This is a genomic window from Roseateles sp. P5_B10, from assembly GCF_056400485.1.
The window spans coordinates 1-11558 of the sequence record NZ_JBFULE010000111.1; the positions used below are offsets into that span (position 1 = coordinate 1).

Here is an 11558-nt window from a genome sequence, read left to right on the forward strand (position 1 = left end):
GCAGCAGCAGGTTGAAGCCCAGCGCCAGCGACGAGAACACGCCGAACAGCAGGTAGTAGACGCACATGAAGGCGGCCACCGCGGCAAAGCCCCAGGTGACGCTGGCGATGCCCTTCTCGATGTTCTCCTTGCCCAGGCTCGGGCCGATGGTGCGCTCTTCGATGATCTCCATCGGCGCGGCCAGCGACCCGGCGCGCAACAGCAGGGCTGTGTCGCTGGCTTCCTGGGTCGTCATCGCTCCGCTGATCTTGATGCGCCCGCCGCTCAATTCGCTGCGGATGACCGGCGCCGTCACGACCTCGCCCTTGCCCTTCTCGAACAGGATGATGGCCATGCGCTTGCCGACGTTCTCGCGCGACAGGTCCTTCATGATGCGGGCGCCCTTGGCGTCCAGCGTCAGGTCGACCGACGGCGAGTGGTTCTCGTCGAAGCCGGGCTGAGCATCGACGAGGGCGTCACCGGTCAGCACCACCTGGCGCTTGACGATGATGGGGCCGAAGCCGCGGTCGATGAAGCGCTCGGTGCCGAAGGGCACGGGACCGTTGCCCTTGAGCGCCTCCAGCGACTCGCTGCCGTCGTCCACCATGCGCAGCTCCAGCGTGGCGGTGCGGCCGATGATGTCCTTGGCCTTGGCCGTGTCCTGCACGCCGGGCAGCTGCACGACGACGCGGTCGGCGCCCTGCTGCTGGATGACGGGCTCGGCCACGCCGAGCTCGTTGACGCGGTTGTGCAGGGTGGTGATGTTCTGCTTGATGGCGGCGTCCTGCACCGCGACCTGGGCCTTGGGCGCCAGGCTGCCTGACAGCTGCAGCTCGCTGCCTTCGCCCTGCGGCGTCCAGACGACATCAGGCAGCTGCGTCTGCAGCAACTCGGTGGCTGCGGCGCGCTGTTCGGCGTCGCGAAAGGCGATGACCACCGTGTTGCCGTCGCGGCTGATGCCGGCGTGGCGGATGTTCTTGTCACGCAGCATGCTGCGTGCATCGCCGGTCAGCGACTCGGCCTTCTTGGTCAGTGCCGCCTTCATGTCGACCTGCATCAGGAAGTGCACGCCGCCCCGCAGGTCCAGGCCCAGGTACATCGGGTTGGCATGCAGGCTGGCCAGCCATTGCGGCGAACGCGACAGCAGGTTCAGCGCGACGATGTAGGTCGGCTCGGCAGCATTGGGGTTGAGCTCCTTGCTGATGACGTCCTTGGCCTTGAGCTGGGTGTCGGTGTCGCCAAAGCGCGCCTTGACCGAGTTGCCGTCGAACTGGACGAAGTCCKCCTTGATGCCGGCTTGCTGCAGTGCGGCCTCGATGCGGGTGGTCATCGAGTTGTCGACCTTGACGGTCACCTTGGCACTGGACACCTGCACCGCCGGCGCTTCGCCGAACAGATTGGGCAGGGTGTACAGAGTGCCGATCAGCAGCGCGACGAGCAGGATCGCGTACTTCCAGAGCGGATAGCGGTTCATGGGGACTTCCTTGTATGCGCCTGCACGGCGTAATCAGCAGCGCCCGGGCGGCCGTGGCCCGGGAGATGGGCGCAGGGCCGATTACTTCAAGCTGCCCTTAGGGAGAACCTGGGTGACGGCGCTGCGCTGGATCTGCAGCTCGACGCCGTTGGCGACTTCCAGGTGGATGAAGTTGTCACCCAGCTTGGCGACCTTGCCGATGATGCCGCCGGCCGTGACAACCTCGTCACCCTTTTGCACTGCCTCGATCATGGCCTTGTGCTCCTTCTGGCGCTTCATCTGCGGCCGGATCATGACGAAATAGAGCACGACGAACATCAGCACCAGGGGCAGCATGCCGAGCAGGCCGTTGTCGGAACTGGCGGCAGCCGGGGCGGCCTGGGCGTAGGCGTTGGAGATGAACACGTTGAATTCCTTGGGTGGGCGGCCGCAAAAACCGCAGGGCAACCTTGAATTCTAGTGCGCCGCGCCAAACGCCCCGATGACGGGGCTCCGAGGGGCTACGCCGCGGCGCCCACCCCTGCTAACCTGCCGCCGCCACATTCAACCTGCCTGGAGTTCCTCTTTTGCCGATCAGGGCGCTGACCGACCGACTGAGCCTGCGCAGCCTGCTGACGCTGCCCTATGTCGTCTTGGTGCTGGGCCTGGTGCTGCTGGTGGGCACGCTGTCCTGGCGCGCCGGGCGCGACACGGTGAACACCTTGTCGGGCCAGCTCCTGGTCGAGGCCGTGAACCGCATCTCCGTGTCGCTGGAGCGCCATGTCGGCGGGGCCGATGCCGTGCTGGAGGCGGCCTTCCCCACCGGCCTGTCGGCACCGGAGAACCTGCCCCGCGACCTGGACACGCTGCGCAACCGCTTCTGGCTGGCGACCTCGGTGCACCGGGATCCCAACAATTACGTCTACTACGGCGACCGCCAGGGTCATTTCCTTGGCCTGTGGCGCTTCTCCGAACTGGAGGCCGAGCTGCGCGTGCGCACCGCGGGCACCGGCCCGCGCACCATCTACCGCCTCAGCGGTATCACCGGCGACATGCGCTCGCCGGTCACCGAGGACAAGGTGTTCGAGCCGCGCGAGCGCCCCTGGTACCAGGCCGCACTGGCCAACCCCGCGCCGCTGAGCTGGACGCCGGTCTACATCGACTTCAAGACCCTGGATCTGGTCACGACGCGCACCAAGCGCGTGGGCAACGACGTCGGCGAGCCTGAGGGCGTGGCCGCCACCGACCTGTCGCTCAAGCAGGTCAATGCCCTGCTGCAGCGGCTGGCGCTGAGCGAGAACGCCGTCGCCATGGTCGTGGAAGGCGATGGGCAACTCGTCGGCGTGTCACGCGGCGCACACATGAAGACGCTGGTCGTCGGCCAGCACGAAAGGCTGAACGCCGCGCAGAGCCCCGACGCCCTCGTTGTTGCCGCCTTCGAGGCAGTGCGCCAACGCACGGCGGCCGGCGCCGAGGCCCTGGGCACCGCGCCGCGCACGGCGAGCTTTGCCGATGCCGATGGCCGCGTCGTGCAGCTCGGCTATGCCCGCGTCGACCCTGCCCTGGGCTTGAACTGGCTCATCATCGTCGCCGTGCCGCGCGCCGACTTCCTGGTTGGCGTGCAGCGCAACTTCGTGCAGGCCGGCGTGCTCGCGGGCCTGGGCGTCGTCATCGCCCTGGGCCTGGGCTGGGCGGTGCTGGGCATCGTCACCCGTGAGCTGCGCGAGCTGGCCGACGCCGCCCGGCGCGTGGGCGAGGGCGTGCTCGACGAGCCGCCCGAGGTGCACCGCACCGACGAACTCGGCGAACTCGCGCGCAGCTTTGCCGACATGCAAAGGCGGCTGCTGACCGACCAGCTGACGGGCCTGTCCAACCGCAGCGCCATCCTGCGCCGCATCGAGGACCGCATCCTGCAGCAGCGCCGCCGCGGTGACCGCTGGCCCTTCGCCGTCATGTTCGTCGACCTCGATCGCGTCAAGGACGTCAACAAGCGCTTTGGCCATGGCGTGGGCGACGCGGTGCTGAAGGAGGTCGGCCAGCGGCTGCGGGCCGGCGTGCGCATCGGCGACATCGTGTCCCGCTATGCCGGCGACGAATTCGTCATGCTGCTGGACTCGGTCGAGAACCGCGCCGACGCCGAAGCCGCGCGCGACCACCTCGAGGCCAGCATGCGCATGCCGCTGGAAAGCCTGGCGGGCCTGGCACCGGCCGACTTCCAGGTGGCGGCAAGCTTCGGCATCGCCCTCTACCCCGACGACGGCCAGGACACCGAGAGCCTGCTCCGGCATGCCGATGCCGACATGTTCGCCCGCAAGYAGCCCCCGCCTAGCGATGCCCGCCAGCCTTGATCTCAGCACCCTGCGCCGCCATGCCGTCGCGCGCAGCTTGTTCACGCCCACCACCCTGGTCAAGGCCGTCGAGAAGCTCGGTGGCTTTGTGCAGGCCGACCCGCTGCGCGCCCCAGCCAGGGCGCAGGACCTGACGCTGCGCCACCGCGTCAAGGACTACCGCGCCGGCGACCTGGAGCGCCGCTACCCGCGCCTGCCGCTGCAGGAAGACTTCTTCATCAACTACGGCTTCGTCACGCCCGAGCTGCGCGCGCTGATGCACCCGCGCACGACGCGTCGTGTGTGGGACAAGCCGCGCTGGAAGCTCGCCAACGCCGTGCTGGCCGAGGTCGAGCGCCTGGGCGAGGCCCATCCCGCCGAGGTCGACGCGGCGCTGGGCCACGGACCGGTGAAGAACTGGTTTGGCGGTAACAGCCGGCTGTCCACCGAGCTGCTGGATGGCCTGCACTACCGCGGCCATCTCGACGTCGTGCGGCGCGACAGCGGCACGCGCGTCTACCGACTCGGTCCGACCTGGGAAGCCCACCCCGACCCGCAGACGGCCATGGACGCGCTGGCCGATGTGCTGGTGCAGAAATACGCCCCCCTGCCGGCCGGCAGCCTGTCCCAGCTCATCCGCATGCTGTTCCACGGCGCCCACCAGTGGCGCGAGCTGGCGCCGGCGACGATCGCCCGCGCGAAGGAACGCCTGGCGCACACGCACATCGGCGGCGTGGATTGGTACTGGCCGGCGAATGAAGACCCGACACGCGGCTGGCGCATCCCCTCGCAGGTGCGACTGCTCGCGCCCTTCGATCCTGTCGTCTGGGACCGCCGCCGTTTCGAGCTGCTGTGGGGCTGGGCCTACCGCTTCGAGGCCTACACGCCAGCGGCCAAGAGGGTGCGCGGCCACTACGCACTGCCGCTGCTGTGGCGCGACCAGGTCGTCGGCTGGGCCAATGCCAGCGTGAAGGGCGGGCGACTGAAAGTGGACTGCGGCTATGTGGCCGGCCGCGCACCCCGCGACGCGGCCTTCAAACCAGCGCTGGAGGTGGAGCGGACGCGGCTGGCGGAGTTCTTGGGGGTCGAGGCCGGCTGATGCGAAGGACGGGTGCTTGACGGGGCGGCTAGCGGCCAGCAACTGACGGTCCCATGTCACGGAAAGCCTCTTCACCAGCAAGTCAGCCTGCAAATGGCGAGGATCGGGCTCTGACCACATAGGTTAACGGCCTTCGTTGACGACCATCAGCCACGAAGACGTCAGGTCCGACAGTGACCACGGTCGGCCGCAAGCTGGCGAAGGTGAGCACAGAGCTGCCTTGGCAGCATTGATTCGACTGAAGGACTCGAGCAGTTCCAGCGGCTCCAGCCAGACGCGATGCTAGAGTGCCTCGCCCCGTCTCCAGCCCCGGAAGTGTCCGCTCCGATACCCCAGCCGTCCAAGCCGCCGAAGAGCCGTCGTCACAAGTTGCCCACGCTTGCTGACGTCGCGCGAGAAGCGGGGGTTTCTAGTGCGGCGGCGTCCTCCGCGCTCAGCGGTGCGAAGGGTTCGACGCGCGTGTCGGTCGAGACGCGTGAACGGGTCCTCGCGGCGGCGGCGCGCTTGAGCTACCGGCCCAACGCGACCGCGCGTGCGCTGACGTTTCAACGCACCAATGCCATCGGCTTCGTCGCCAACATTGCCAATGAGGAGCCCAACCTCTATTTCCTGGAAATTTTCAACGGCGTCGTGCGGGGCGCGACGCAAGCCCAACAGAGCACATCCATCTTTCCGCTCGGCGGCTGGGAAGAAGCGCCCAAGCGCATCCCTGCGTTGTGCGACGGACGCGTCGACGGGCTCGTCGTGCTGGCGCGTCAGCTGGAAGATGACAGCACGACTTGGCTGCCACCGCATACGCCCATGGTCACGATCCACGCTGGCCCGCTATTGCAGGCCCAGGTGAACGTCGAGGCCGACGATGAAGCAGGCGGCTATGCCATTGCACGCCACATGCTCGAGCTTGGCTATCGCCGGATCCTCTGCATGGGTGGTCCGGTGAACGTCAAGGGCGCGGACGTCCGTGTCGATGGCTTCCTGCGCGCCCATGCCGAAGCCGCAGTGGAAGTTGCATCCGACCATCTGATCCGCACGTGGTTCACCGCCGAAGGGGGTAGGCAGGCCATGCGGGAATGGCTGCAACGGCACCGCGGTCAGCCGTTGCCCGAGGCCGTCTGTTGTGGCAGCGACGACATCGCCTTCGGCTCCATCGAGGCGCTGCAGAGCTGCGGGTTGAGCGTTCCTCGGGACATCTCCATTGCAGGCTTCGATGACACCTTGATGGCCCGCGCACTGGGCATGACGACCGTGCGCCAGCCCCTGCTTGAGATAGGTCGTCGTGCGGTCGAGGCCCTGATGCAGCTGATCGAGGCGCAGCGCCGTGGCGAGGCCTACGAGGGCCCTCGCGACATCGTCCTGCCCGTCGAGATCGTCCACAGGCGGACCTTGCCAGGACCGCGGAGCGAGCCGCTGACCATCCCTTGACACGTGCGGAGGTGGCTAGGTTTTCCCCTAGTCAGCTTAACTGGTCGACCAATTTAAGATGCGCGTGCGGCGTGGCCGCACCTTTTTTGAACAGCTGATTAATCGGTTAATTAAGAATTGGTCAACCGATTAGTCAATCCGCAAAAGCAACGAGAGCCGTATGTTCCTGGGCCAGGACGAACACAACAATTTCTCCGAAGGAGTGCTGGCCTGCGCGTTAGTAGGCACGCTCGCCGACGCGCGCGACAGGGCAGCAACCTTCGGCGCTCGACGCTGCCGGGAATCTGCCGGCGGACGCGTGGTCCGACGGTTGTGCTTGGCGCCGAACGGCGGAAGGCGTGCGTTTCCATCTACGCGGTATGACCAAAAGCGTTCTGTTGGACGGTCCGGACCTGGTGCGCGTGGCGGCCTATCTTGTCGTGTCGCCCACCATCCAGCCGAGCCTGGCGGTGGTGGCGAGGCCAAAGCGTGCCGGCCGATTGCTGCCTGCAACTGATTGAACTGAGAGTGATCCGGAAATGAAAACAAAGCACACAACACACAAGACGCTGTTCCACAGCTGGGCAATGATGGCCGTCGCGGCGCTGACCCTGTTCCTTGGCGCGGCAGGCAATAGCTGGGCACAAAAGGCTGAAGGCCTGGCCCTCACCCCGCCCATGGGCTGGAACAGCTGGAACAAATTTGCCTGCGATATCGACGAACGCCTGATCCGCGAGACCGCCGATGCCATGGTCAAGTCAGGCATGAAGGACGCCGGCTACCAGTACGTGAACATTGACGATTGCTGGCAAGGCCAGCGCGACGCCGAGGGCAACATCCAGCCCGACGCCAAGCGCTTCCCATCCGGCATGAAAGCGCTGGCGGACTATGTCCATGGCCAGGGACTCAAGCTGGGTATCTACTCGGATGCCGGCGATGCCACCTGCGGCGGCCGTCCCGGCAGCCGCGGCCACGAATATCAGGATGCGCTGGTCTATGCGCGCTGGGGCATCGACTACGTCAAGTACGACTGGTGCAACACCCCAGGCATGAGCGCCGAACCGGCCTACACCACGATGCGCGACGCGATCGCCAAGACGGGCCGTCCGATGGTGTTCAGCATTTGCGAATGGGGCATGAGCAAGCCGTGGGAGTGGGCCGGCAAGGTCGGGCATCTGTGGCGCACCACGCCCGACATCTACAACTGCTTCGACTGCCAGTTCAATCCCGGTTTCTCGACGGGTCTGGGCGTGCTGCGCATCCTCGACAAGCACGCTGACGCCAACCTGCGCAACTTCGCAGGGCCCGGCCACTGGAACGATATGGACATGCTCGAAGTGGGCAATGGCATGAGCGAGGATGAAGACCGCGCCCATCTGTCGATCTGGGCCATGCTGGCCTCGCCCCTCATCCTGGGCAACGACCTGCGTTCCATGTCCGAGTCGACCCGCCGCATCCTGACCAACCCCGGCGTGATCGCGGTGAGCCAGGACAAGCTGGGTGTGCAGGCGCTCCGCGTTCTGGTCGACGGCCCACTGGAGTTCTATGCCAAGCCGCTCGACGGCGGGGATTGGGCACTGATGTTCCTGAACCGCTCCAACCAGCCTGCCGACGTTCACCATGACTGGAAGAAGCAGGTCCTGGGCGATGACCTGAGCAAGCGATCGGTCGATTTCAAGCAGGCCGTCTACCGCTGGTCCGACCTGTGGAGCAAGAAGACGGGCGACACCAGCGGCAAACTGGAAGCGCGGCTGGCGCCACACAGCGTGCTGATGCTGCGCCTGACCGGCCCTGCGAAACCGTAAGGCGCGCAGGGCCGCGCAAAGCGTCACCCATGAAGAAGGCCGCCTTGATCGCGGCGCTGCTCGCCGCAGTGCTGATCACGCCCGTCAGCGCCGCCGAAGCCCCGCGCCTCGTGCAGYGCGACGGCCAACATGCCCTGCTCGTCGACGGCAAACCCTTCCTGATGCTCGGCGCCCAGGCGCACAACTCCAGCAACTACCCCAAAGCCCTGGGCAAGGTCTGGGCCGCGGCCAACGATGCGCATGCCAACACCGTGCTGATGCCGGTGGCCTGGCAGCAGGTCGAGCCCCAGGAAGGCCAGTTCGACTTCAGCTTCCTCGACGTCCTGGTCAAGGAAGCGCGGCAGCAGGACAAGCGCCTCGTGCTGTTGTGGTTCGCGACCTGGAAGAACACCGGCGGCTCGTACACCCCCGACTGGGTCAAGCTCAATGGGAAGCGCTTCCCTTCCATGCTGGACCGCGACGGCAAGGCCAACTTCTGCTTCAGCCCCTTCGGCGAAGAGACGCTCAAGTCCGACAAGCGCGCCTTCGTGGCGCTCATGGCCCACCTGAAGAAGATCGACGCGACCGAGCGCACCGTGCTGATGGTTCAGGTCGAGAACGAGGCCGGCACCTACGGCCTCGTGCGCGACTTCGCGCCAGCCGCCCAGGCGGCCTTCGAGCAGCCGGTGCCCGCCGAAGTGGCGGCGCGTCAGAAGCCCAAGGCCGCCGCATCGGGCAACTGGCGCGAGGTCTATGGCGACTACGCCGACGAGTACTTCCACGCCTGGGCCATCGCCCGCTACATCGGCGAGATCGCCAAGGCCGGCCGCGCCGTCTACGACCTGCCGATGTACGTCAACGGCGCGCTGCGCGAGGCGCTGGAACAGCCGCCCAAGCCATGGCAGGGCAACTTCGCCAGCGGTGGACCGGTCTGGGACGTCATCGACATCTACAAGGCCGCCGCGCCCGCCATCGACATCGTCGCGCCCGACATCTATACGCCCAACTCCGAGGGGATCAAGGCCAACATGCGCCTGTACCAGCGGCCGGACAACGCGCTGTGGATTCCCGAGATCGGCAATGCCGAGGGCTATGCGCGCTGGATCTACGCGGCGCTGGGCCGCGGCACCCTGGGTGTGGCGCCCTTCGGCCTGGACTACTTCAACTACGCCAACTTCCCGCTGGGCTCCAAGCGCGCCGACAAGACCATGGTCGAGCCCTTCGCACGCGTCTTCGGCGCCTTCCGGCCCATCCAGCGCCAGTGGGCGCAGTGGGCCTTCGAGGGCCGCACGCGCGGCGCCGCTGAGGGCGACGACCGCAAGCCCCAGTCGCTGGAACTGCCGGGCGGCTGGGTCGCCAAGCTGACCTACCGCCAATGGCAGTTCTGGGACCTTGCATGGGACAGCAAGGACGAGCGGCCGGCCGGCACCGAACAGCCCGGCGGCGGCGTGGCCATTGCGCAGATCGGCGACGACGAGTTCCTCATCGTTGGCCAGCGCACCCGCGTGCGCATGGAAGGCGGGCCGCAAGCAAGCGGCTTCATGCTGCGTGTCGAGGAAGGCAGCTTTGACGACAAGGGCCGCTGGCAGATGGAGCGCGTCTGGAACGGCGACCAGGTCGACAGCGGCCTGAACCTGATGGCGGAGCCCATCATGCTCAAGGTCAAGATGGCGCGCGCGCGCTGAAGGGCAACAGCGTCATGGCCGAGCGCGTTTTGCCCTTTGGTGACGGCACCGCGATCCGAGTGACGACCCACCTCACACCCGCAGCCAAGGGCCAGTTGCTGACCGCAGTCGCCATGGACGCGCACAACACCTTAGAGCAGCCGCAGGTCATCACACCGGTGCCGTTCTCCGCCATGCCGGCCCGCAAGGCCCGGTGCTGGAACTGTCGCCCAAGTCCGTCGTCGTTGTCGGGATGTAGGTCCACGCACTGAGCCACATCCTTCAATAACGCTCGTGTCCGGAGGAGACAACCGGCCGAGCACCTTCATGCGGCCTGCCTCAAGACCGTGCGCATTCCCGCCAGCTGGAACCAGTACGCCGACGCCAACGGCAACATCAGCCCGACCTTCATGGCACGCGTCACCGAGGTGGTCGGTTATGCCCGCAACGCTGGCCTGCTGCATTGGCCGCGATAGGCAGCCGAAGCGAATCCGAGCAAACCATGACCCCAACGTCAAACATCAAGATGAGACCACTTCGCCCCTTCTCCTGGGTCTTCTGGGYCCTTGCACTGGCCCTTGCCGTCGGCAGCGCCACTGCCGCTGATGGCGCGCGCCAGCGCACCCGCATCGATGACGGCTGGCGTTTTGCGCTGGGCCATGCGCATGACCCGGCGCAGGACTTCAACCACGGCACGGGCTCCTTCTTCTTCGCCAAGGCCGGCTTTGGCGACGGCCCTGCGGGGGCCGACTTCGACGACCGCAGTTGGCGCCGCCTGGACTTGCCGCACGATTGGGCGGTGGAACTGCCCTTCGACGCGCGCGGCAGTTCGCTGCATGGCTCCAAGGCCATCGGCCGGAGCTTCCCCGAGAACAGCGTCGGCTGGTACCGCCGTGAGCTGGCTCTTCCCCAGTCGGCACGCGGCAAGCGCATCGCGCTGGAGTTCGACGGCGTCTTCCGTGACAGCGTGGTCTGGGTCAACGGCCACTACCTGCGCCGCGAGGCCAGCGGCTACTCAAGCTTCAACGTCGACATCACCGACTACCTGAACTTTGGCGGGCGCAACGTCGTCGCGGTGCGCGTGGACGCCACCACACAGGAAGGCTGGTGGTACGAAGGCGCCGGCATCTACCGCCATGTCTGGCTGACGCAGACCGAGCCGCTGCGCGTGGACCACTGGGGCAGCTCCGTGCGCGCCACGGTCACGGGCGGCCGCGCCGACGTGGCCGTCGACACGACGGTGCGTAACGACGGCAAGGCGCCCGCCTCCTTCAGCCTGGAGCACGAGCTGCGCGACCCCGCCGGGCGCGTCGTCGCACGCGCCAGCGTACCGGCAAGGCGCGTGGGCGTGGACACCAGCACCGACGTGGCCGCGACGCTGCGCGTGACGGCGCCGCAGCTGTGGTCTCTGGAAACGCCGCAGCGCTACACGCTGACGACCCATGTGAAGAGCGGCGGCCGCGTGGTCGACAGCTACGACACGCCCTTCGGCATCCGCACGATCCACTTCGATGCCAACGCCGGCTTCTTCCTCAACGGCCGCCACGTCAAGCTGCACGGCGTCAACAACCACCAGGACCACGCCGGCATCGGCATTGCCCTGCCCGACGCCATGCACGAGGCGCGGCTGAAGATGCTCAAGGGCATGGGCGTGAACGCCATCCGCTCGGCCCACCATCCGGCCACGCCCGAGCTGCTGGACGCCTGCGACCGCCTCGGCATCCTCGTCATCGACGAGCACCGCATGATGGGCACCGCGCCGCAGATCCGCGACGAGCTGGAGCGCATGGTGCGGCGCGACCGCAACCACCCGTCGGTCATCCTGTGGTCGGTGGGCAACGAGGAATGGGC

General features: G+C 67.0%; 9 protein-coding genes and 1 pseudogene. 8 read left to right on the plus strand and 2 right to left on the minus strand.

What is annotated here, in order from left to right:
* Together secD and yajC are read right to left on the minus strand one after the other, a co-directional pair.
* On the minus strand, nucleotides 1-1453 hold a 1453-nt coding region (gene secD, locus AC1DU6_RS10025), incomplete at its 3' end, for a protein translocase subunit SecD (RefSeq protein ID WP_477856983.1).
* Between the two features lie 81 nt (nucleotides 1454-1534).
* Nucleotides 1535-1858 carry a preprotein translocase subunit YajC gene (yajC, locus tag AC1DU6_RS10030; protein WP_056205313.1) on the minus strand — a complete coding sequence of 108 codons (324 nt, stop codon included), beginning with the start codon at nucleotides 1856-1858 and terminating at the stop codon, nucleotides 1535-1537.
* Between the two features lie 161 nt (nucleotides 1859-2019).
* Here yajC and AC1DU6_RS10035 point away from each other — a divergent pair, with 161 nt between their 5' ends.
* The 8 genes and pseudogenes from AC1DU6_RS10035 to AC1DU6_RS10070 form a co-directional block, all read left to right on the plus strand.
* Entirely contained in the window at nucleotides 2020-3780 is a 1761-nt protein-coding gene (locus AC1DU6_RS10035) for a diguanylate cyclase domain-containing protein (RefSeq protein WP_477856985.1), read from the plus strand.
* Entirely contained in the window at nucleotides 3764-4858 is a 1095-nt protein-coding gene (locus AC1DU6_RS10040; protein WP_457389598.1) for a DNA glycosylase AlkZ-like family protein, read from the plus strand. The genes AC1DU6_RS10035 and AC1DU6_RS10040 overlap by 17 nt, the downstream gene beginning before the upstream one ends.
* 369 nt (nucleotides 4859-5227) lie before the next feature.
* The gene (locus AC1DU6_RS10045; RefSeq protein ID WP_477856987.1) at nucleotides 5228-6280 is read left to right on the plus strand and encodes a LacI family DNA-binding transcriptional regulator; all 1053 of its coding nucleotides are present in this window, start codon (nucleotides 5228-5230) and stop codon (nucleotides 6278-6280) included.
* A 518-nt stretch (nucleotides 6281-6798) separates the two neighbouring features.
* Nucleotides 6799-8064, plus strand: coding sequence for a glycoside hydrolase family 27 protein (locus tag AC1DU6_RS10050; protein WP_235531799.1), 1266 nt, complete (start codon nucleotides 6799-6801; stop codon nucleotides 8062-8064).
* Nucleotides 8065-8093: 29 nt separating this feature from the next.
* On the plus strand, nucleotides 8094-9728 hold the full coding sequence (locus tag AC1DU6_RS10055) for a DUF5597 domain-containing protein (protein WP_477856989.1): 1635 nt from the start codon (nucleotides 8094-8096) through the stop codon (nucleotides 9726-9728).
* Nucleotides 9729-9742: 14 nt separating this feature from the next.
* Nucleotides 9743-9979: a hypothetical protein gene (locus AC1DU6_RS10060; protein WP_457321854.1), complete on the plus strand. Its 237-nt coding sequence runs from the start codon at nucleotides 9743-9745 to the stop codon at nucleotides 9977-9979.
* Nucleotides 9980-10036: 57 nt separating this feature from the next.
* Nucleotides 10037-10183, plus strand: a pseudogene (locus tag AC1DU6_RS10065) (cellulase family glycosylhydrolase); the annotation flags it as partial.
* A 50-nt stretch (nucleotides 10184-10233) separates the two neighbouring features.
* The coding region (locus AC1DU6_RS10070; protein WP_477856991.1) for a glycoside hydrolase family 2 TIM barrel-domain containing protein at nucleotides 10234-11558 on the plus strand (1325 nt) is incomplete at its 3' end.

What these genes read in the sequence shown, in the direction of transcription:
- AC1DU6_RS10040 (WP_457389598.1), top strand. Translation starts at nt 3,764, where the DNA reads ATGCCCGCCAGCCTTGATCTCAGCACCCTGCGCCGCCATGCCGTCGCG.
- AC1DU6_RS10050 (WP_235531799.1), top strand. Translation starts at nt 6,799, where the DNA reads ATGAAAACAAAGCACACAACACACAAGACGCTGTTCCACAGCTGGGCA.
- AC1DU6_RS10060 (WP_457321854.1), top strand. Translation starts at nt 9,743, where the DNA reads ATGGCCGAGCGCGTTTTGCCCTTTGGTGACGGCACCGCGATCCGAGTG.